Annotated in this window: 24 protein-coding genes, 1 other RNA gene and 2 pseudogenes; 21 read left to right on the forward strand and 6 right to left on the reverse strand. The window is 44.6% G+C overall.

Annotated features, from left to right (window positions below; genetic code table 11):
* Positions 1–20: 20 nt before the first annotated feature.
* Entirely contained in the window at positions 21–3,050 is a 3,030-nt protein-coding gene (locus tag ACOJUO_RS22515) for a glycosyltransferase (protein ID WP_422138238.1), read from the forward strand.
* A 3-nt stretch (positions 3,051–3,053) separates the two neighbouring features.
* Complete coding sequence (locus ACOJUO_RS22520) at positions 3,054–4,079, forward strand: hypothetical protein (protein WP_422138239.1); 1,026 nt, start codon at positions 3,054–3,056, stop codon at positions 4,077–4,079.
* 71 nt (positions 4,080–4,150) lie between these two features.
* Here ACOJUO_RS22520 and ACOJUO_RS22525 read toward each other — a convergent pair whose 3' ends face one another.
* Positions 4,151–4,297, reverse strand: a complete 147-nt coding sequence (locus ACOJUO_RS22525) for a hypothetical protein (protein ID WP_422138240.1) — start codon at positions 4,295–4,297, stop codon at positions 4,151–4,153.
* 456 nt (positions 4,298–4,753) lie between these two features.
* On the opposite strand from ACOJUO_RS22525, the pseudogene ACOJUO_RS22530 reads away from it, so the two are divergent.
* From ACOJUO_RS22530 to ACOJUO_RS22610, 17 genes and pseudogenes are all read left to right on the forward strand, one after another.
* Positions 4,754–5,011: pseudogene (locus ACOJUO_RS22530) on the forward strand (BrnT family toxin); the annotation flags it as partial.
* Positions 5,008–5,232 (forward strand): CopG family antitoxin, encoded by a 225-nt coding sequence (locus ACOJUO_RS22535; protein ID WP_422134133.1) that lies wholly within the window; start codon positions 5,008–5,010, stop codon positions 5,230–5,232. The pseudogene ACOJUO_RS22530 and the gene ACOJUO_RS22535, both read left to right, overlap by 4 nt.
* A gap of 40 nt (positions 5,233–5,272) precedes the next feature.
* Positions 5,273–5,395: pseudogene (locus tag ACOJUO_RS22540) on the forward strand (DUF4160 domain-containing protein); the annotation flags it as partial.
* A gap of 43 nt (positions 5,396–5,438) precedes the next feature.
* Entirely contained in the window at positions 5,439–5,705 is a 267-nt protein-coding gene (locus ACOJUO_RS22545) for a DUF2442 domain-containing protein (RefSeq protein WP_422138241.1), read from the forward strand.
* Positions 5,706–5,861: 156 nt separating this feature from the next.
* The gene (locus ACOJUO_RS22550; protein WP_422138242.1) at positions 5,862–6,167 is read left to right on the forward strand and encodes a HigA family addiction module antitoxin; all 306 of its coding nucleotides are present in this window, start codon (positions 5,862–5,864) and stop codon (positions 6,165–6,167) included.
* Positions 6,168–6,485: 318 nt separating this feature from the next.
* Positions 6,486–6,920, forward strand: coding sequence for a nucleotidyltransferase substrate binding protein (locus ACOJUO_RS22555; protein WP_422138243.1), 435 nt, complete (start codon positions 6,486–6,488; stop codon positions 6,918–6,920).
* Positions 6,913–7,227 (forward strand): nucleotidyltransferase domain-containing protein, encoded by a 315-nt coding sequence (locus ACOJUO_RS22560; protein WP_422134137.1) that lies wholly within the window; start codon positions 6,913–6,915, stop codon positions 7,225–7,227. The genes ACOJUO_RS22555 and ACOJUO_RS22560 overlap by 8 nt, the downstream gene beginning before the upstream one ends.
* Positions 7,228–7,442: 215 nt before the next feature.
* Entirely contained in the window at positions 7,443–7,736 is a 294-nt protein-coding gene (locus ACOJUO_RS22565) for an adenylyl-sulfate kinase (protein ID WP_422138244.1), read from the forward strand.
* Between the two features lie 117 nt (positions 7,737–7,853).
* A complete protein-coding gene (locus ACOJUO_RS22570; RefSeq protein WP_422138245.1) occupies positions 7,854–8,273 on the forward strand; it encodes a nucleotidyltransferase substrate binding protein in 420 nt (139 codons plus the stop codon).
* Positions 8,273–8,575, forward strand: a complete 303-nt coding sequence (locus tag ACOJUO_RS22575) for a nucleotidyltransferase domain-containing protein (protein ID WP_422138246.1) — start codon at positions 8,273–8,275, stop codon at positions 8,573–8,575. Before ACOJUO_RS22570 ends, ACOJUO_RS22575 begins: the two co-directional genes overlap by 1 nt.
* A 118-nt stretch (positions 8,576–8,693) precedes the next feature.
* Entirely contained in the window at positions 8,694–10,760 is a 2,067-nt protein-coding gene (locus ACOJUO_RS22580; RefSeq protein ID WP_422138247.1) for a capsular polysaccharide biosynthesis protein, read from the forward strand.
* Between the two features lie 265 nt (positions 10,761–11,025).
* Positions 11,026–11,268 (forward strand): hypothetical protein, encoded by a 243-nt coding sequence (locus ACOJUO_RS22585; protein ID WP_422138248.1) that lies wholly within the window; start codon positions 11,026–11,028, stop codon positions 11,266–11,268.
* 679 nt (positions 11,269–11,947) lie between these two features.
* The gene (gene mntA, locus ACOJUO_RS22590; RefSeq protein WP_422138249.1) at positions 11,948–12,355 is read left to right on the forward strand and encodes a type VII toxin-antitoxin system MntA family adenylyltransferase antitoxin; all 408 of its coding nucleotides are present in this window, start codon (positions 11,948–11,950) and stop codon (positions 12,353–12,355) included.
* A complete protein-coding gene (hepT, locus tag ACOJUO_RS22595; protein WP_422138250.1) occupies positions 12,348–12,875 on the forward strand; it encodes a type VII toxin-antitoxin system HepT family RNase toxin in 528 nt (175 codons plus the stop codon). Before mntA ends, hepT begins: the two co-directional genes overlap by 8 nt.
* Positions 12,876–13,024: 149 nt before the next feature.
* Positions 13,025–14,314 carry a capsule biosynthesis protein gene (locus tag ACOJUO_RS22600; protein ID WP_422134146.1) on the forward strand — a complete coding sequence of 430 codons (1,290 nt, stop codon included), beginning with the start codon at positions 13,025–13,027 and terminating at the stop codon, positions 14,312–14,314.
* Between the two features lie 325 nt (positions 14,315–14,639).
* Positions 14,640–15,248, forward strand: a complete 609-nt coding sequence (locus tag ACOJUO_RS22605; protein WP_422134147.1) for an acyloxyacyl hydrolase — start codon at positions 14,640–14,642, stop codon at positions 15,246–15,248.
* 134 nt (positions 15,249–15,382) lie between these two features.
* The gene (locus ACOJUO_RS22610) at positions 15,383–16,228 is read left to right on the forward strand and encodes a hypothetical protein (RefSeq protein ID WP_422138251.1); all 846 of its coding nucleotides are present in this window, start codon (positions 15,383–15,385) and stop codon (positions 16,226–16,228) included.
* A gap of 28 nt (positions 16,229–16,256) precedes the next feature.
* On the opposite strand, the gene recR is transcribed toward ACOJUO_RS22610, so the two are convergent.
* The 5 genes from recR to ACOJUO_RS22635 form a co-directional block, all read right to left on the reverse strand.
* Positions 16,257–16,856: a recombination mediator RecR gene (gene recR / locus ACOJUO_RS22615; RefSeq protein WP_422138252.1), complete on the reverse strand. Its 600-nt coding sequence runs from the start codon at positions 16,854–16,856 to the stop codon at positions 16,257–16,259.
* A 98-nt stretch (positions 16,857–16,954) separates the two neighbouring features.
* Positions 16,955–17,281: a YbaB/EbfC family nucleoid-associated protein gene (locus ACOJUO_RS22620; RefSeq protein WP_317146116.1), complete on the reverse strand. Its 327-nt coding sequence runs from the start codon at positions 17,279–17,281 to the stop codon at positions 16,955–16,957.
* Positions 17,282–17,372: 91 nt separating this feature from the next.
* Positions 17,373–19,382, reverse strand: a complete 2,010-nt coding sequence (dnaX, locus tag ACOJUO_RS22625) for a DNA polymerase III subunit gamma/tau (protein WP_422138253.1) — start codon at positions 19,380–19,382, stop codon at positions 17,373–17,375.
* 126 nt (positions 19,383–19,508) lie between these two features.
* An RNA gene (ffs, locus tag ACOJUO_RS22630) (signal recognition particle sRNA small type) lies at positions 19,509–19,605 on the reverse strand.
* Positions 19,606–19,703: 98 nt separating this feature from the next.
* Entirely contained in the window at positions 19,704–21,065 is a 1,362-nt protein-coding gene (locus tag ACOJUO_RS22635) for a L,D-transpeptidase family protein (protein WP_422138254.1), read from the reverse strand.
* On the opposite strand from ACOJUO_RS22635, the gene ACOJUO_RS22640 reads away from it, so the two are divergent.
* A complete protein-coding gene (locus ACOJUO_RS22640) occupies positions 21,060–21,224 on the forward strand; it encodes a hypothetical protein (protein ID WP_422138255.1) in 165 nt (54 codons plus the stop codon). The two genes, ACOJUO_RS22635 and ACOJUO_RS22640, sit on opposite strands and share 6 nt — an antisense overlap.
* A 369-nt stretch (positions 21,225–21,593) precedes the next feature.
* Positions 21,594–21,851: a hypothetical protein gene (locus ACOJUO_RS22645; RefSeq protein WP_422138256.1), complete on the forward strand. Its 258-nt coding sequence runs from the start codon at positions 21,594–21,596 to the stop codon at positions 21,849–21,851.
* Positions 21,852–22,068 lie beyond the last annotated feature (217 nt).

The following is a 22,068-nucleotide window of genomic DNA, read 5'->3' on the forward strand; positions in this document are numbered from 1 at the left end:
TGGTATTCACAACAGTAGATATGAAATTAGGTATAGCTGCGATATTTAAAAATGAAAAGCCTTATATTCTCGAATGGCTGGCTTTTCATCGCTTGATCGGAGTCGATCAGTTCTTCATTGCTGATAACATCAGTGATGATGGCTCAACCGAGCTTCTGAAAGATCTGGATCAGGCAGGCTATATCACTCGTATTGCCTATCCTACAAAAAATGAGCAGGGGCCACAGGTCCCTGCTTATAACCTCATACTGAGAGAGTATGGTCATCTTGTAGACCTGTTGGCTTTTATTGATGCCGATGAGTTTATAGTTCCTGAAGAAGGGGTTTCTCTTAAGAAAAACTTAACACCTTTACTACATAACAATTCTATAGGTGCCATTGCACTGAACTGGGCAATCTTTGGCTCTTCCGGTCACGAAAAGTATATAGATGAACCGGTTATTGAGCGTTTCAAATACAGAGCCAAGCAGTCGACAGGTGTCAACCGGCATATAAAAACTCTGGTAAAGCCCGATTACTGCGAACAGTTCCTTAATCCTCATAAGGTTGCTTTATCAAAAGGTGAGTATGTAAAAATCACTGGAGAAACCTTCAGCTTTTATGAGAGAAACCGTCATGGTTCCAGTGAAACTATTGACTGGTCACCCGTCCGTATAAACCACTACGTTGTTAAGTCTTTTGAAGAGTTCAAGACTCGCAAACAGCGACGAGGTAGAGCTACCGTCAATGAATTGAGAAAAGATGGCTTTTTTAAGGCCCACGACATGAATGATGAAATTGATGATAGTATGGATCGCTTTTATCAGGACGTTCGAAGTGAGGTAAAAAACATTGAATATAAGCTTTTACTAAGTAGATACCACCAAACCAGGAATTCTGCGTTCAAGCACTTTAAAGGCTTACTCTCCCTTACAGGTGAAGCAGGCCGATGGCTGGAGAGAAAGATGAACTTTTCTCTTATTCCATTTTCCGACTTGGAAAAGTCTTCAGACTATGAGTGGAGAGCTATTGATAAAGATCCTGCCTTTATTTTAAAGCGCTATGGCTCCATGCCTAAAGGCTGGTACATGCTAACACTTAAAGTAAAGGCCTCTATTCCCAGATTGGATGCCAAGCTTTATGTAAATTATGGAACGGGTATGAGTGAAAGCACAGCTATCCGACTACCTTTAAAATCAGGATCTCTTTTTAAAAAAATATGTTACTTTTCAGAAAAACCCACCTCAATCCGTTTTGATCCCAGTAATGAGCAGTTTCAATTTACAATAGAGGATTTTGAATTATCAAAACTGACATCCTCATATGCAGAAAAGTTTATGAGAAAAAAAGTCAGTAGTATACTTGGAAAACAATATCTCAATGAGTCCATTCAGGATCTAAAAGAAAAATATGAGCTATGCTTTCTACGAAATCAAGAGGTGATAAGTTATCATGAGTGGAGAAAGCTTTACCTAACAAGAACATTATCAGAAGAAAATAAAAATATTCATTCTTCTGAGATAATTTCTATCATACTAGACAGCTCCGTTTTAAGATCGCCTTATATTTCCAGCATTTTAGACTCATTAAATAATCAGACTCACAGATGCTTTGAAGTTATTATCAGCACGGATCAAACTAAAGATTTAAACCCTATAAATCTTGATAATTTAAAAAACTCAAAAAACATCAAATTATTCGATCTAAAGAAAGAATCATATACAAAAAACGAACTAATATCTTCGGCAAAAGGAAAGTACATTACATTTATTAACAAGCCTTACTTTCTTAGCGAGCATGCCGTTTATTTTATTTTAAAAAGCATAAATAATAATACTGACTCATTAGTCATCTATACAGACGAAGATCTATTAGAGAAAGGAAAGTACAGTTCTCCTAATTTGAAGCCAGATTGGTCACCTGATCTGTTTTACGCACAAGACTATATTTCTGGTTTTGTGACATTCAGAAAGGATTTTATAGATTCGACTTCTTTAATAAAGACAGACAATATTGGGCTGGGAGTATATAAATTCCTGCTAGAACAGTCATGTAGCCTTAAGCCGAACCAAGTTACTCATGTTCCCCATATTCTTGCTCATAATCTGTATAGAGATGGTAGCAGTGTTGAACCTACAGCTAGATTAAGCTGCATTAGGGATCATTTTTCAAAAATAAATCCCGATATCAAAGTAGAATCTTACAAAGGTGCACATAAGATTCAATGGCCACTGCCTACGACATTACCTAAAGTTAGTCTGCTTATCCCAACAAGAGATGGTTTTGACATACTCAGTCAATGTGTAGAAAGTATCCTGAAAAATACCACCTACACCGATTTTGAAATTATAATCCTGAACAATCAAACAACTTGTACCGATACGCTGAGCTACTTCGAAGAGATAAAGAATCACGAGAAAATAAAGATTATCGATTACGACCAGCCTTTTAATTATTCAGCCATAAACAACTATGGCGTTACGCATGCCACTGGTTCCGTGATTGGTCTAATCAATAATGATATTGAGGTCATTTCAGGTAATTGGTTAACGGAAATGGTATCCCATACCTTGCGACCCGAAATTGGTTGTGTCGGCGCAAAACTGTACTATGCAAATGATACTATTCAGCATGCAGGCGTCATCTGTGGTCTTGGTGGTGTTGCCGGACACTCACACAAACATTTTAAACGCAGCCAGAATGGCCATATGAATCGATTGAATTGCGTCCAAAATATTTCTGCTGTGACTGCTGCGACTTTAGTTGTCCGAAAAGATATTTATCTGGAAGTTAATGGTTTGGAAGAAGACCATCTTAAAGTCGCTTTTAATGACGTTGATTTCTGTTTAAAAGTTCGAGAAGCGGGTTATAGAAACTTGTGGACGCCCTATGCAGAACTCTATCACCATGAATCGATTAGTCGCGGTCTGGATGACACCCCTGAAAAAAAAGCTCGATTTGAAAAAGAGTTCGCTTATATGAAGAGAAAATGGAAGGGTAAAATAGAGTCAGACCCTTACTATAATCCTAACCTGACTCACACAAAAGAAGACTTCTCTCTCAGAATATAACTTATGCTAGCCAGATTTAGATCCAAGCCAAGTCTGTTCAGAACGAGAAAGAAATATTCTGAAAAATGGAATGGGGAAATCGTTGTCGTTGGTAAGTCCATTTCCCCAACAATTGACTTCTACTTTCGCAATAGAAATCATCAGGTTCAAAAATATACCGAAATTGATATTAGCCGCGATGACTTTCAGGCACAGCTATCCAATTCAATCACCACCGGTTGCCTGATCATTTTGGTCAGAGATGTTCCTCTCAATATTTTAAAATACCTTATTAATGCCACTGTTATGCCAACTGGTGTGATTTGGTTTATTGACGACGATATGCCGGGTGCTCATCTTGATGACACGCTGCCAAGCTCTTATCGCAGACGTCTTTCTTCCTGGTACAAAAAAGCAAAACCTCTGCTTACTAAGGTGTGTGACAGGGTCTGGGTTTCCACAACGCACTTGGCAGAAAAATATCAGTTACCGGCAGAAGCTGTTCTCTCTCCCACCCAGATAGAAACAGAAAGACTGCCTTTAGTTCGATGTTTTTATCACGGTAGCAGCTCTCATAAGGAAGATTGGAGTTTTGTTTTAAGCGTTATCAGAAAAGTCCAGTCACGCAACCTGAATACCTGGTTTGAACTCATCGGTGACCATTCACTGTATAAAGCAGCCAGAGGTATTCCCCGTGTGCAGATCCTCCATCCCATGCCCTGGCCAGACTATCTCACCATGACTGCATCAAGAACCATGGATATTGGTCTGGCACCTCTGATGAACACCTCGTTTAATCATTCACGATCCCATACCAAAATGCTTGATATCTGTCGTCAGAATGCTGTGGGTATATACTCTGCTCGCTTTCCTTTGTCGAACAAGATACAAGAAAGTAACGCAGGCTTAGTTATTGATGACAGGGTGGATTCATGGGTTGAGGCTATTGAACATCTTATACAGTTGGATAAACAGGATATGCTGAACAACGCAAACCAACTGATCCTGGATGTGGAATCTTCAAGCCGTACTCTGAACGAAGCGGTTTGATCTTTTCAGATTTTAAACAGTTAGTTGTTGGATATGCATTTCCAAACTTCTATTCAATAACAGTGACTCTCTTACCCTTTTCCTGGCACAAGATAACTGATTGGCTGCGATGTTAACTCCCCTTTAAAATGACCTTCTTCCACCGCTTTGCGGTGACCCGTTTTCAGTAGTGTTTTTGACCTCAAATCAACGGTTAAGTTCATTCCTTTTTCTTTCAATTGGTTACTTCTTTCCGGTAGAGTCTTTCAGAAGTCCTGCTTTTCGTTTCTCCTTCACAGTAGCTTTGACCCTTGATAATTCAGAGTGGTTGCGTAATGCAGTAATGAGTCCTGTATCACGAACGCTTCATCCTGATGCATGAGGAAGTAACTGATTTCATCCAGTATCAGCCAACTTGAATACATCAGTTGCTGCACTTATCTTTCAAGCCAGTTTTCCTCTTGTGTTTTTTCCAGCGTGGCCATCAACTTGTTAAGGCTCATGAACATCACCCGTTGTCCTGCTTCCCTCAAGGCAAGAGCTATTGCCAATATGGGTACAGGCTCTCTCGCTGAAGCCCTTGCTGAGGAGGCAATTGCATGATTTGCTGCGCGTCACGCCTCAATAAAACTTGACAGATCCCAACACGCACATACAGTGTACATACGATTAAATTTGAATGAGATCAGACTAAAAACCGATCCAACCGAAAAAAGCACGGAATCTCCTTCGAGGAGGCAAAAAGTATATTTTATGATGAATATGCTATTCAGTTTTATGACGAGGAAAGTTCTGAGGTCGAAGATAGATTTTTAATGGTTGGTGTGAGTCAACAATCCCGTGTTTTACTGGTATGTCATTGCGAGAGAGACGATGGTGAGACCATCCGTATTATCTCAGCAAGGAAAGCCACTAATACTGAGCGCAGTTATTATGAAGGGAACTTATCATGAAAGATGAATATGATTTTTCAAAAATGAAAGCCCGCAGAAACCCTTACGCTTCAAAGCTGAAAAAATCAGTAACAATGCGCCTTAGTGAAGATGTGATTGAATATTTCAAAAAAATGGCAGAAGAAACGGGTGTACCTTATCAAAGTCTGATCAACCTCTATCTCAAAGATTGTATGATACAGCATCGTAAAATCGACATCACATGGCAAGCCAGGACATAAATTGGTAGTCGGAGGTATCTAACCTTCAGCCCAAGGTCACGAGGCTTTGGTGTGTATTAATGATGGTACAGTTCTCAATGGCCATCTTCCAAAGAAGGCCGCAAGGTTGGTATCTGACTGGTGTGGTGACCATAAAACATCACTGCTTGATAACTGTCAATAAGCAGTGGAGCTTCAGCCGCCAGAGCGTATTCCGGGAGCTGATTATGATTAAATTGATAAAAGCTGAGTGGTTATACGATAAAGAAATTCGACTTTCTTTCTCTGATGGTTCCCACAGAGTGATGGATTTTTCTCCGTTGCTGTCTAAAAAAACAGCTATGACATTACCCTTGGAGAGTTCACAGTATTTTTGCCGTTTTTTCCTTGAGTTGGGCGCTTTGTGCTGGCCTAATGGTTTTGAGCTGAGTCCAGGTAGCTTGCATGAGAAACTGGATAAGGCAGGTAAGCTAGTCAGGTTTGATGCCGCGTAACCAAAAGAAGAAACTCGGAGAAACCCGTGTGGTGAGACTCGGCAACACAAAACTGATGTCATGTGTTTGAGCCGTAAACGTATCAGGTAACCGCCGCATTGTGTTTGAATTTAAAGACGGTGATGCCTATATCGTAAACTATGAGGATTACCACTGATGGCTATACAACCATTTAACCCACCTCACCCGGGGGCATTGATCTACCGTACCTACATTGAGCCGTTCACCTCAATGACCGCTAACAGAATTGCCGACCAACTGGGCGTGGCCAGAAGTACTTTCAATCGTTTGTTGAATGAAAAAGCAGGTGTTTCTCCGGAAATGGCCATTCGATTGTCCGAAGTACTGGGTGGTTCTGCTGAAAGCTGGATGACACTTCAGGAAAGCTTTGACTTGTGGAAAGCCAGGCAAGTGGTCGATACAGCAAACCTTGAACGCATTGATTTTAATCAGGTAGCGTAGCGAATGAGAAGTAAGCGGGGTCAGATCTTGATTCTTGACATCCTTTAACTCTGTTATACTCCGGATTCCTCCCTGCCTTTTTGATTGACTTGAATGTGTCGTAATTATTGGGTTGTAATTTATCGGTGATAACTTGAGAGTGAGCTAGTGAGCCTGAATGATGTCTGCATTCACCATTACATCAGCTCTGAAGAGCTAACTGCTGAACAATTGGTGAGGCCATCCGGGAATATTGACACATCGAGAATAAGCTTCACTGACTGTACTAATCAAATTTCTGAGATATGATGGTCTAAATATCAATTGTCAGTAAGACACATGACTATAGACACTACTTTTTTTTCTCGTTGCATCAAGACACTGGATACTGCTTATAACCGTTTACTCGGCTGTGAAGAAGGCAGTATAGAGTACGATATGTACCGTTCAGCCTGTGTGAAAGAGTTTGAAATCATCCTCGAACAGGCTGGTAAACTTCTCCGCAAGTGTCTGAAGGATTTTGCTCATAGCCCCAAGGCGATAAATCGCCTTGTGTTCAAAGAAGTCTTCAGGCAGGCGGGGCAACATAGCCTTTTGTCTGTTGAGGAAACCGAACGCTGGTTGATTTATCGGGATAATCGTAATAACACGGCCCACGATTATGGTAAGAAATTTGCTGAATACACGCTAACGTTGCTGCCAGGTTTTATCGCTGATGCCATTACCTTGGAGAAAGCTATAGTGCAGCATCTAGGAAGAGTCAGAGATGATTGATTTACGAGAAAAAGATCGCAAGTCCGTCTGTGATCTGGCATCGCAGATATTCCCCGTTGGTACCATGCTGTGGGCTTATGGAAGCCGTGTAAAAGGTACTAATTATGATGCCAGTGACCTGGACATTGTCGTTCACTTTCCTGATGAGCAAGATGAGAATGATAGCTTCGCTCAGCTAGCGGCGTTTAATGAAGCCTTACGTGACTCCAACATTCCCATAATTGTGCAGGCATTGTCCTGGTCTGCGATACCAGAGTCTTTTAAAACTAATATTAAATCCTGTTATCAAGAGCTTTGCCTGGTTTGAAGACAGGAAAAGATTAACCCCCTCCCCTGCTCTTTCATCAGCCTGGCAGACTTAACGACAGAGCAATTGGGTAAGGCCGGTCGGGAAACATTAGCACATCGAGTATAAGCTTAACTGGAAGTTTGATGTTACGATGAGAAAATCAGTGTCGAATTCAAAGAGTACACACTTCCCCGCTCAGGCTCTTGCTGAACTGGCACTTTCATGATTTTGCCATGTTACAGCCTCCGAAGCCGGAGCTTCGTCTTATAGAAAATATTGCCTGGCATAGTCACAGGGTTTCCAGAGAAGCACGTTCGAACCTGAAATCACAAAAGCCCTGCCTGATCTGGTTCACTGGCCTGAGTAGCTCAGGTAAGTCTACCGTTGCCAACGCAGTTGACGGTCTCCTGCATGGACAGGGTTATCATACCTACGTCTTGGATGGTGATAATGTTCGTCATCGTTTGAACAAGTTAGCACCTCTTGCAGAACTGAGGCAATCATTGCGGCTCTGTGCTGCCTTATAAGACGTTTAATAACCAGAGCTGCTTCGGGTAACCGTTCTTGCGCACCACAATCCAAAAATTCACCTGATGTACGTTTTTCTGTTATTTTAATCCTTTTATCATTGCTGATTTATCCACATGACCCCAACGCCTGATAATCGCTGGAAACAGCGCTTCGAGAACTATCAGAATGCCCTTGCTGTTCTGGACTCCGCTGTAGCTGCTGTTCAGGCAGCACCCGAAGATATTTTATATCGAATCGCCCTGATCCAGTCTTTCAAGTTCAGTTGGGAGCTTGGCTGGAAAGTACTGAAAGACTACCTGAACTATGAGGGTATCGACGTTCAACCGTCGCCCAGACAGGTTATTAAGCAGGCATTTCAACAGCAGATAATATCAGATGGCCAGTTATGGATAGATATGCTGGAAGCCCGTAATACCATGAGTCATGCCTATGACAACCAGAAGGCGCAACAAGCTGCCAAGGCTATACAGCACAGTTATCACCCAGCTTTAGTGGCGCTGTCAGATTACTTTACCGGGCGAGTGACACCCTGATGTTTGGGCTTCCTGAAGCAACCCTGCAACAAATTATTGCCTGCTTGTCCGGCTTCGCTGAAATCAGTCAGGCGGCTATTTTTGGTTCCCGTGCTATGGGCACATATCGGGCAGGATCTGATATTGATATCGTAATTTGGTTAACCACCGATAACCCTCACACAGTAGCTCGTATTGCTGCGGCTCTGGATGAACTTCCAACACCTTATTTGTTTGATGTAGTGGATTATGGAACAATCACTCATGAGCCTTTGAAGGCTCATATTGATAATAAGGCAAAACCTCTGATTTTGGAGAGGTAGGTACCGCAGGCAGGTCTTGTAACACCCATAGTTACACATTGTCTTACACATTTTCACTTTAGACCTGTCGATTTTCAGATTCCAGGTTATTTATTCCAATCAACTATCAGTGACTACCTTGCCGTCTTCTCCAAAACCAAAACCAGCTTTTATCACCCTTTCTCAAGGGATCAGTGACGCCAGAGAACTAAAAGCTCTCTTACAGTGCAATGACATAGAGAAGAAAAAGCCTTACACAAAAATACAGCCATCTCACGTTGTTCTGGGCTGGGGTAAAAAAGCCAACACAGAACAGGCTGTAAAACTTGCAGAAAAACACCAGGTCCCTTATTGGCACCTTGAAGACGGCTTTATCAGCTACCTGGGCCACCCTGCCCTGGGTGACAAACGCTTTGCTTTGATCGTTGATAAACGGGGCATTTATTACGATGCTACCTGCCCTTCAGATATTGAAGATCTTCTCAACCATCCAGACTGGTTCAGCTCAGCATTAAAAGAGCGGTCTTCAACCCTTCTGGCTCTGATTACTGAAAACAAAATCACTAAATATAATCATGAGCCTTTAGATAGCTGGAAGCCTGAAGCTGGAGAGCAGAAACGTATTCTTGTGGTTGATCAGACTTACGGGGACTGTTCCGTCAAATTTGGGTTAGCCGATGACTCCAGCTTTAATAAAATGCTGAATGCAGCTCTTGCTGAGAATCCGGATTCTGAAGTTTGGATAAAAGTTCATCCCGATGTTGTTCTGGGTACCAAAAAGGGCTACCTCGGCAGCAATCTTCCTGATAATCCCAGAATACGCATTCTTGCCGACAAGGTTAATGCCCAGTCGCTTTTCCCCTATTTTGAAAAAGTCTACGTTGTTACCTCTCAATTAGGCTTTGAAGCACTCTGGCACAAGAAGAATGTCGTTTGTTTTGGTGTCCCCTTTTACAGTGGCTGGGGGTTAACCGATGACCGAGTTCCCTGCCCTCGTCGAAAACAAGTGCATACTATTGAAAGCCTCTTTGCTGCTGCCTGCCTGAAATACACTCGTTATATCGATCCGGAAACGTTTGAACGGTGTGAGCTGGAAGCTATTCTTGAACTTATCCCCCTGCAGAGAAGATCACGCTGCCAACCCGTCAAAACACTCTATGCGGTTGGCTTCAGCCTATGGAAAAGAGCCTTTTTAAAGAGTTTTACCCGGGCAATTTCAGAGAAGGTTCAGTTTGTAAAATCAGTTCAGCAGGCTGAAGCAAAGGCTAAATCAGGAGATGGTGTTCTGGTTTGGGGAGCTAAACATCATGATTATAAACCTCCATCAAATATTAAGCTTTTCAGAGCAGAAGACGCATTTATTCGTTCAGTAGGTCTCGGCGCAGACCTGCGAAGACCCAGTTCATTGATTCTGGATCAGACGGGTATCTATTTTGATGCTTCACGACCTTCTGATCTTGAAACTGCGATCAATACCATTGAGCTCAATGATAAGCAGCTCGAACAGGCGAAAGCTTTGCGTAAAACGCTGAAAGAGCAAAGAATCAGCAAATATAATCTGCAAGGTTCAGAACAATCCTTGTTTGCGTCAGCCAGAACGGATCAGCGCAAGATACTGATTACCGGTCAGGTGGACAGCGATGCTTCCATTCAATGGGGCAGCCCCGAGATCTCATCCAATCTTGAATTGATCAAGGCAGTCAGAACCTGTGCGCCTGATGCTTTTATTGTTTACAAGCCTCACCCTGATGTTCTTTTAGCAGGAAGAGAGGGACATATTCCTGACAGTCTGGCATTGAACTGGGTTGACCATGTTGTGGCGAATGGTGATATTTTTGATTGCATAGAGCAATGTGATGAGTTGCACGTCATGACCTCTCTGGCAGGTTTTGAAGCCCTGACACTCGGAAAAACAGTCCACTGCTGGGGCCAGCCTTTTTATGGGGGATGGGGGGTAACCGTTGATCATTTAACCAGCAACAGGCGTTATCGTACGAGAAACCTGGAGGAACTGATCTATTTTGCGCACTGTTATTACCCCATGTATATCAACTGGCAAACCCGAAGGTATACGACACCAGAGAGGGTTATTGCCGCTATCGAGCAAGAACGTTGTTCAACATCAGAGAGTGGGCACTTTATAAACCGATGGTTGAGCAGAAAACGAAGAAAGGTGGGCTATTTAATAGAGGCTCTGTTTAGTTAGATATTTCTTATACATTCAGTGGCATTCTCTGAGATAGCTGAATTGGTATTCACGATTCCCTCCTGAAGGGCCATGTTGTAGCCAGAAAACTTAACTTAATCAACTGTTCAGTGTATGAGATCCTCTGCATATTCAGCTCCAAAGTTGCAAAGCCAGCTATTTTTGGGTATGTAGATGAGTTCTCTAATCAACTTAAAGAGGATGCTGGTTTTTAAGTAGATTCTTCGCTATTCTGCTCAACATTAATAATCTATGGGAAAATATAATGGCTATTAGCCCAAAAGAAGCGGCTCAAGCAGCAGCAAAGTATTTCGAAGATGTGTCATCAGAGAGGGTAAGATTGTCAATTGAGGAAGTTGAACTGGAAGATGGTTTTTGGTTAATTACTCTTGGCATGTCTGATTCTTACGCACTTGGAAGCATAGGAAATAAAGTAACAAGCTATAAAACATTTAAAGTCGATGCTAACACAGGTGAAGTAATCTCTATGAAAATTCGTAAAATCTAGTATTTCACAATGCTCACTGATTTATTGATAGAGTACAGGAACGGTGGTGCATTCTTGGATACCAATTTACTTATTCTATATCTAATTGGTAAATATCAACCTACATATGTACCACAATGTATTCTGAACAAGATTTCCATTGGCTTAATGGTTATGTGTCTCAGTTTTCAAAAATCGTCGTTACTCCTCAGGTTTTAGCTGAAGCCTGAAATTTTCTGGAAAAAATACCTGAACACAGATTCAAGGTCTTTTTAGATTCAATTCTCCCAACACTCTATTTAGTGAATGAAGAGTATATTCATAAAGATGAAGTAATGAGTACATATGGCTTTAACCATATAGGGATTACTGATACATCCATCATTTTGGCAGCAAAGAGTTTGAAATGTTTAATTTTAACAGATGATCTGAGAGCTTATAACAACTTTGCATACCACAAAGTAATGGCCATTAATATCAATCATCTAAGGCAACTGTAATCTCTATCAAATACTGCTGATTCCTTCCGGGGTTTCTCCTCTTCACCTTAATATAAAGTCCGGTTTCCCTCGCAGGGGCCAACAGGGCCTGAAAAAGGAAAGAGAACCAGTGTCAACTTAACCATCTGCCCACTGTATTATGTCCAATTTGCTTTGAGCAGTGTTATTCTAATGGTTCAAACATCACTCAAAGAGAAAGTATGCACGCAGATTTGGATGCTTCCTATATCGAAGAGTCACTTAGAGCGGCATTTGGTAAAACTTTGCTGGGAGTCGTTTTGTATGGCAGCCAGGCGACTGGGCACGCCACAGCTGGAAGCGATATAGATTTGGCGGTCTTTATATCCGGAAAAACCTCCCAACAACTTTTGTGGGATAAAGCACAGGAGCTCGCTTGCCACTTTGGTAAGTATGTTGACCTGATTGACTTGAAAGGCGCGACTACCGTGCTCCAGAAAGAAGTATTTCAGCATGGTGTTTGGATGGCCAGGATAGATGAAATGGCATGCGACCTGTTTGAAACGCATGTTTTTTCACACTATCAGCAACTTCAGGAAGATCGCCGCGAGATTATTAATGACTTATTGAGCAGGATTAAAAATGGATGATGTGATTCTGAACAAATACAGTATTATTCAACGGTGCCTTGCCCGTATCGAAGAAGAGTATGTCGGGTACGAAGATGAGTTGACGACGAATTTTACCCGCCAGGACTCCATTATTTTAAATATCCAGCGAGCATCACAGGCCGCACTGGACCTGGCGAACCGGGTAATTCGCCTGAAACAGTTGGGCATCCCTCAGGGAAGTCGGGACTCGTTTTCCCTGTTGTCAGACCATGGTTATGTGCCTCTTGCGCTGGCAGATAGCATGATGAGAATGATCGAATCGTTCTCGCATATCACTCCTGACAGCTCTGCAACCTCTCCCTCTAACTTTATTTCATCGCGCTCTCAAGACATTGACAGTGATCTCAGGCAATTTTCTACCTGCCTGGACAGGCTCTGTTGGCTGGCTGCATCAACTTTAAATTGTTTAACCACTTCAGGACCCAGTGTTAAGGTGAGTTTAATCATTACCACGTACTATACGTATAGCCTTCCCAATGCAGAACCTAGTATTGTTTAAGGCAACCATATTAAAACCCAAACCAGTTTGCTTGCTACGGCAATTCAATTACATTCAGTTATATTTTTAGACTGGCTTATGCTAGGATTTGCACAACACACAACCACCGATAAGCGACCAAGGTCATACACAAGGATCGGATTTAGGCTATGACCAAATCTGCCGTACTTTTTCTTCAAGGCCCACTGGGGCCATTTTTCAAGCGGCTGGCACGCACCTTTTCCAGAGCGGGTTACACCACCCACAAAATCAACTTTAATGGCGGCGACCGGTTTTTTTCATGGGCTAATGTTCAGACCCACTACAAGGGAAAACCAGCTGACTGGGCCGCTTTTCTTGAACAGTACCTCACCGAACATCGTATCGAAGCCGTTTTTCTCCTTGGTGACTGCCGTTATTATCACAGAACTGCAAAGCCGGTCTGTGATGCATTGGGGGTTCAATTTTGTGTCTTCGAAGAAGGTTACTTACGACCTGATACCATTACACTGGAGTCCGGAGGCGTTAATTCACTGAGCCAGATGGATCTCAGCCGCGAAAGCCTGGAGAGAATAACGCCATGCTCAGCTAAATCCAGCCAGACAATCGGCGGCACCATGAAACGAAGGACCCGCTACGCTGCTTTTTATTATTGGGCCAGTTCTTTCTCAAGGGATGAATTTTCTGAGTACAGGCATCACAGGGCTACTAATCCGGTCAAAGAAGGCTTTTACTGGTTGAGAGGGTTTGCCAGAAAACTGCTGTTTAAAAGTTATGACAAGCAAACGCAATTTCGTCTGGATAATGAGTTTGATCAGAGATTTTATCTGGTTCCGCTGCAAGTTCACGACGACTCCCAGATGATTTTTCACTCTCCTTATGAGTCAGTGAAAGCTTTTATTCAGGAAGTCATAGTCTCCTTCTGGAAGCATGCAGATTTAGACAAGGTGTTGTGCTTCAAACACCACCCGATGGACAGAGGCTACACAGAATACGGGCAGTTTATTGAAGACCTGGCAACAAATCTGGGCATCCAGGACAGAGTGCTTTACTGCCACGACATCCCTTTACCCGATTTATATCATCACACCTGCGGCGTAGTAACCGTTAACAGTACCGTTGGGATCTCCGCCCTTCTGCACCACCTGCCTACCAAGGTCATGGGACGAGCTTTTTATGATATCGACGGCATTACCCATCAGGGATCTCTGGAGTCATTCTGGAAAAGTCCGGAGCCTGTTGACCGTCATTTATTCAAACAACTGCATTCCTACCTGTTTCAGAAAACCCAGATCAATGGCAGTTTTTTCAAATACTACCGGCTTACCTGTGATAGCAGTCTGCGCTTTTACGAAGAATTTCTGAAACCCACTTCAACATTCAGACCATCAGAACAAGCGCCTGTCCTGATCTCTGAACAAGCCAAACCCCTGCCCTCCTCTTATAGCAGTGCTGCGTAGAGCAGCATTGACCACCCGAGCCATATTCATTTAGGGCTCTCCTTCTCTTTGTATACACCTCTGCTCAACACCCTTCTCTACCTAATATCGGTGGGAGATTCCTGTTAGTCACTTGAAATGTCCAGCCAGTTGAGAACAGTTGTGGAAGAACTACTCTTTATTACAAACAAGTCTGCGTGACCAATGCGCAAAGGATTTTAGCCCTCTTCTCTCATCAAATCCCCCCGGCAATAAGCTGTCTGAAAATCTCTCATAAAGTTTCATTTTTATCGGCCGATAGCTAATGCGTGGAAACCACTAAGAGAATAATATCAAGGGGAAGTATATGAAGAGTGCTATTGCCAGCCTGTGCTTATCAGCGTCGCTGCTGATCCAGACACAGAGCGTTCACGCAGAGGACTTTGTTCCAGATGGTATCAATGTTAGCTATGGCCAGTACCTTGACCTTGTTTCAGGTCGTTCAGCGGATTACACCAATCTGCGCCTGGGTATCACCTGGGACTGGAAAAAGGACTTTTATCAGTCTGATAGCATTGTACTCAGCAGCTATTTTGAATTGGCTGCCAGCTCGTGGAAAAGTAATCTCTCGGCCAGTGACAATCCCAGTCCTGACGGCAAAGACAAAGTAACCACTATTAGTTTTTCGCCGGTATTAAGAATGGGATTTCTCCCCAACGCCAGCGTGCGTCCGTTTATAGATCTTGGGGTGGGTGCCGCCTACCTGTCTGAACAAGATTTGGAGAAAGAAAAGAGATCACCTATTAATATGGGCGGTCACTCCCAATTCGAGATCCGGCTCATGGCAGGTATTGAATTTGGAGCTAATCAGCAATTTGAACTCAGCTATGGCTGGTTCCATTACTCCAATGCCGGACTGCACAGCATGAATGAATCCATTGATTTTCATTCGGTGACATTTGGCTACAACTGGTAATCACTTAGTCAGCAGCCTTCTAAAACACTAACTAGAATGGATACATCATAGTGTTATGGTGTATTCCAATGGCTGTTGGCTTATCGACAATTTTTGGATTTTTTGCTGCCTGGATGCCTCTGGAATCTCCTTGGGTGGATGTAGCAACAGACACCCCGGAGGATTTCAACCCTCATTGCCACTATCAGGTTGAGTTCGATCAAGCCTGGTTCTTTGCAGCCGCCGTCAATAAAGATGCTCTCTTGTTTACCCCCTACGGCAGCCTGGAAAATGCCGAGACTTATATACTCAAAATTTCTGCCGCACAAAAAAACACTCTGATCGTTGAAAGCAGTGACGGCACCAGTGAAAAACCTCTTGGCTTTGAATCCATTCGCAGATGGTGCCCTTCTGTTCCAGAGAAATTAGATCTCAACAGCAACAGCAGCTTTAATCCTGACTGTTTCCATTGGATCAATGGAGAACAGGCTTTTTACAATTACCTGTCCACCTGTTACAACAAAACCCGGCTTGAACTGATACCCGAAGACTTCGGCGACCAGAAAACCGTACTGAAAGCCCATATTCAGTCGGACAGAAAAAATACTACCCTTGTTCAGAAAGCGGATGGACAAGCCAGCAAAGTGCCGACCCATACAATACTGAGCCAGTGTCAAAATATTGAATGGAAAGAGTTTCCTGATTCGGATTCAACTAAAAAAGTGATTCATGAAGCCAGAGGCAGAAAGCTTCAGGCCAGCAGCTTCAGCAGAAATTGCTTTTATCGAGTGCAGCTCGATAGTGACACAAGCTGGCAAACCGCTTTTGGTACAGATAATGGCGGCTTCACCCTCTATATCAACACTTATTTTCCGGATTCTTTACCAGGCACACAGAAAACCATTGACTGGATGACGACGGACCAGTACACCCGAATACGAACAGGTGAAGCGAAAACCACGGGCCTTGTAAATCGAATTCAGTACTTTTGTCCTAAGTAAACCAGGACATCTCCTGGCCTCTGCTGCTTTATAGTTCAAGCTTTCGTCGGCCTGCCAATGCGTGGGCCAGAGTGCCGCCGTCAACGTATTCCAGCTCACCACCCAACGGCACACCATGTGCTATCCGGCTGGCTTCAACGCCCATATTTTTGAGCTCTTCTGCAATAAAGTGAGCCGTGGCTTCACCCTCAACCGTCGGGTTAGTTGCCAAAATGACTTCTTTAACCTGAAAATCGGACACTCGCTCCAGCAAGTCGGTCACACCGATTTCGTCAGGACCAACTCCATCGATCGGTGAAAGGTGCCCCATAAGAACAAAATAGCGTCCGGAATAGCCACCGGCCTGTTCCAGGGCCATTACATCAGAAGGGCTTTCTACCACACAAAGTGTTGATTTCTCGCGACCCGGATGACTGCAAATATCACACAATTCACTCTCACATAATGTTCTGCAAGACTTGCAGCGCCCAACCCCTTCTGCTGCTTCGGTGAGAGCTTTAGCCAGCCGAAGTGCACCCTCCCGGTCTTTTTCCAATAGATGCAACGCCATTCTTTGGGATGACCTGGGCCCCACCCCGGGCAAACAACGCAGGGATTCTATCAATTCCTTGATCAGAGGACTGAACATAAATGCACTCAAATTCCGGTCAGGGCCCACTCACCTTAAGTAGACCCTGGTAGCCAATGACTGTCCAAAGGTGTTTTGAACGAGCAAGAAAATGACGCTTAAAAAGGCATCTTGAAGCCAGGCGGCAGACCCATACCAGCGGTCAGACCACTCATTTTATCCTTGCTGTTTTCTTCCACTTTACGTACCGCATCATTCACTGCTGCCGCCAGCAAATCTTCCAGCATTTCCTTGTCTTCTTGCATCAGGCTTGGATCGATTTGGACATCCTTGACATCATGACGACCGTTCATAATCACTTTCACCAGACCGGCACCAGACTCACCAGTCACTTCAGCGTTAGCCAGCTCTTCCTGGATACGCTGCATGTCTTCCTGCATTTTCTGGGCCTGCTTCATCAGGTTACCCATACCGCCCTTAAACATAAAAACTCCTTTACGTTATCTTTTGGCTTATTAAAAGCGACGAACTAAACACAAATACAACCGCCGGATGATTGAAATACCCGGCTATTCATCACTTAACGACATTGCCAACTGGCTGAATACTGTCTTCGATGACGACAGCAGAAAATTTATCAATCAGACTTTGCACATGCTGATCATTAAAAATACTGGAGCGAGCATCAGCCATTCGTTCAGCCATTTTGCGCTCTCGCCAGGCGGCAGGCGTTTCTGCCTGAACCTGACCAATTTCCACCCGAACCCTGAGCGGCTGATCAAAATAGTCGCTCAGCGCTTTCTCAACCCTTTGCCGATGCATGTCGTTGTACAAAGTACTTCTGCCACTATCCAGTCGCAGATCGACTCTACCTGCTGAATGACTGACATACTCACAGTGAGAGGCTATCGTTCGGGTCACACCACCCAGAGGAAGACTTCTAAAAACAGGCACCCAGGACTGAACATTCAGATCAGCAAAAGAAATTCTTTCTTCAGGAGCAGAACTCTGAACAGGTTCTTCTATCACCTGTGCTGACTCTGGCTCTGGCTGAGCGACCGTCTCTCTTGATGCCTGCTCAGATGCATAAGCTTCATAAGTGGATACCGATGGCGGAACTCCATCCTCCTCCACTTGCTGTTTCTGAGAAGCTTCAACCGTTGGCGGAACTTCTTCATCGACATTTTGATCAGGCCCGCATACCTGAGCTGGCTCCAGACTGGATGGCGTTGAAGGAGAAAAATCTTCCGGCAAGAAATTTTCTGTAATAGCGGTAACAGGCCGCTCAGCTGAGGCCTGAGGTTGATATTCTTCAGTCACAGGCGATGACAGAGAACTTTCAGGCTCGCTTGTTTCAGTATCCCTCTGCTGCTGATTTTCGGACTGCAATACAGCAGCAGGCTCAGGTTCCGGATCAGGAGATGATACAACAGGTTCTGAAGCCTCTGTTGACTGAGCCTCCACTTCACGCCGGGCACTTTGTGGCACCTGAATGGCAACAGGCTCAGGTCTGAATGCCAGCATTCTCAAGAGAGCCATTTCGAAGCCGCCCCGTGGATCCGGCGCCAGCGGAAGATCTTTTTTCCCGACCAGACCGACCTGATAATAGAGCTGAACGTTTTCAGCCAGCATATTACCCGCCAGCTCCAGAACCTGCTCACGATCACCCTGACTATTGTCCACTGCCTCTGGAACTGCCTGGGCAATGGCAATCCGATGCAGCATGGAAAGCATATCGTCCAGCACTGCCCCATAGTCCGGTGCATGTTCAGCCAGGCTGGCAACAGCGGCCAGGACTTCAGGAGCCCCACCCGAAGAAAGTGCCCTGACCATCTTCATGACCTGGCCCTGATCAATGGTACCGAGCATGGCACTGACTTCCTGCTCGGTTACCTGACCATTACCGAATGCGATGGCCTGATCGGTCAGGCTCAGAGAGTCCCTCATACTGCCATCGGCTGCTCTGGCCAGCTGCCAGAGGGCCGGACCTTCAAAAGGGATAGCTTCCTGGCCGAGAATATTTTCCAGGTGACCGACAATCCTTTCCGGCGTCATATTTTTCAGCCCAAACTGTAAACATCGCGACAGAATGGTGACCGGTAACTTCTGAGGATCAGTGGTAGCCAACAGGAACTTTACATGGGGAGGTGGTTCTTCCAGGGTTTTTAGCAACGCATTAAAACTGTGCACCGAGAGCATGTGCACTTCGTCAATCAGATAAACCTTATAACGCCCTCTGGTAGGAGCGTACTGGACATTATCAAGCAGCTCCCTGGTATCTTCCACCTTGGTTCTGGAAGCAGCATCCACTTCAATAAGATCAACAAAACGACCTTCATCAATTTCGCAACAGGCAGCGCACTGCCCACAGGGAGTAGAGCTGACACCTGTTTCACAGTTAAGGCACTTGGCAAGAATTCTGGCAATCGTTGTCTTACCCACGCCTCGTGTGCCCGTGAACAGATAAGCATGATGCAGCCGATCCTGGTCCAACGCATTGACCAGAGCCTGTAATACGTGAGTCTGGCCCACCAGCTCTTTAAAAGAACGGGGTCGCCATTTGCGTGCAAGAACCTGATAGCTCATTGAAAAGCTTAAATACCGGTAACTGAAACTGAGGACTCTATGCTAACCAAGAAAGCGAAAGAATGCACGATTCACAGGGATCTGATAAGGATATTTCAAGGACAGGGCAATACAGATGGAGGCAAACCCCACCAGCCACACCCCGGCACATGATGTCACTGCTACCGTTGCTCCCTTCCGGGCCTGGCGGGGTTCACAGCTGATCATTGCGAGGGGACCGACAGGGCCCACCAAAAAAACAGACGTCTCGTCTGGATGCAGCGCATTTTCCACAAAACGCCCTACTCCGTCAACTACTTATAGTGTCTCTCTGCCAGATGTTCAAAACCAGCTGGTCATGGCAGCGTCCTGCTGATAGATATCTTCTCTGAACCGGACTCTGCCCGATTCATCGGGCCAGGCTGTAAAGTAAACAAAATAGATAGGCACAGGCTGGAAAAGCATTCTTTTGTACGTCAGCTCTCCAGGGGTGGTTTTGTGCACCCACGCCATAGATTGCTGATGAAAGATGGTTTGGATCAAATCGGCAATCCCTTCAACCCGGGTACAGCCTGAACTAAACATCCTCCTTTCCTCTGCAAACAGCTCAGGCTTATCCGTATCGTGGAGATAGACACCGAACGGATTCGGCAGATCCAGCTTAAAGCGCCCTAATCGGTTTTTCTCACCGGGTTGCTGCTCAAGCCGGTAACGAAATGTTCCGGGCGTCAAGGATCGCCAATTGACTTTATCGATAGCAACAGCAGGTGCCCGGTCCTCCCAGCTTTCATAGACGACGAAACCTTCACGCTTTAAAAATCCCGGTTCTTTCCTTTCAGCCCTTAACATCGAATGGGCGGCTATAGAATGAGGAACTTTCCAGACGGGATTGAATGTCACACTTTCGACCTGATCATTGAAAACCGGCGTCTGCTTATGACGCATTCCAACGATCGCCTTATGAATCTTCTGATTGGTTTTATTCTTGACCCAGGCAACATTGAAACCCGCAATATCCACACGAATGTGAGGGTATGGCAGTGTCGATGGCAACCAGCGAAGACGCTCAAGATTAGCCTTAAGCGTTCTGATTCTTTCGTGAGTTATGGCTAACAATGCCTGACGCGTCATGACCCCCAGCCTGCCATCCGGCATCAGATCAAACTGAAGCTGTACTTGCGTCAGGACATCCTTATGCGCTTGAGTGTAAACACTTCCTTCCAAATGCTCTGCAAGGTCCAGATCCATCAACCACTGATTCAGGCGGGCAACAGCAGAGTGCCGATCGTCTTTGAAGAAAATCAGATCATCCGGAAATTCCTGAGCAGCCACCAGGCTCCAGTTCTTGAGTTTTTTCAGACTGTTGATCAAAGCACGATATTGGGGAAGGTCAGGCTCAAGACCCTTAAGGTCATCAATGGAATAGCGTTGCGATTGATCTTTTTCTTTACGTGGCTGGTCATCTATCTGCCAGCCTGGCTGAAACAATCTTTTATCAAGACGCCCTCTATCAACATACAAAGCGTACCGACGAACTATTTGTTGAAGTGCTGCAGAAGAAGGACTGGCAACCAGGCGCTGCCAGTCCGGGTCCTCCACAGGAATACCCTGTTCTGGTAAACCGGCAATCCAGTTGATATAAGCAGTATTATCGGCCTTGGCATAAAGCGTGAACCCAATCAGCATGACAACCCATCTATGCATAATATCCTCGTTTTCAGCTGCGCTCTGGAGACAGAGAATGTCTGGGGAAACAAAATTGGTAGCTATATGAAGACTAAAGAGCGCTACAAACGATCAGGCAAAGAGGAGGCCTGGCTGGCCGACAAAGAGCAGATTTCATTAATGGGTGGTTACCCCTGAGCTTCGAGTGACAAAAATCTGTCAAACCAATGAGAAAAAGCACTCGCCGACGGGATTCACCCCGGAACAATGTGTAACCCGCGATCCCAATCGTAACGTAGCACTACGAAGAACAACTCAAAAAAAGCCACTTAAGCACTCACCCCACGTAAAGGAAACGCACCAGAATAGGTATTAATACCCATCCCCCCTATCATTGGCACGCACTATGCATGCTACCTTCCGACAAAGAGCAGCCCGTCCGAAGCAAGATGTCAGGACAACAGGTGAACAGGATTCATTATTTTTAATGTTGAAAGTACGTTTAGCTCGAACAGATCACTTTTTAGCTAAACACGCACTTTTCGACCAAGGCGATTTGGAACAAGAATGAGCAAACCTGAACAAAGTCACATGGAAGCTTATCTGAAATACCTCAGAGCCAATGTGCAGCTGAAAGAAAAACATCAAGAAATCAACAGCCTCAGATTAGAAGAAACTGTCAAGACAGAAGGTTCTTTAAACGCTAAAGACTCTTTAGCGCTTGAAGCCGAATATCTGAGAAGTATTTATAAAGTCCTGCCAAGAGAACAGGCCCTGCAAATGACTCTCAAACAGGCAAAAAACCACACCTCTATCAGACCTTGATACAAGCAGTGATGCCTTAAAACAAAGTAAACGACTGTGTCTACAAACAGCAATAAGAATCAAGGTCCTGATACTCCTCTCTTTACCGTCAGGATCTTATACCAATCGAACTTTCTAACTCCCTATTGCGCTGAAGATTTGAGCCTTAATCCTGCGTTGGCGATCGTCGCCATAGCTAAGGCTATGACTCCTCACGCCGCCTTGTCTTAAGGCTCAA

The organism is Endozoicomonas sp. ALC020 (assembly GCF_049275935.1).
Taxonomy (GTDB): Bacteria; Pseudomonadota; Gammaproteobacteria; order Pseudomonadales; family Endozoicomonadaceae; genus Endozoicomonas_A.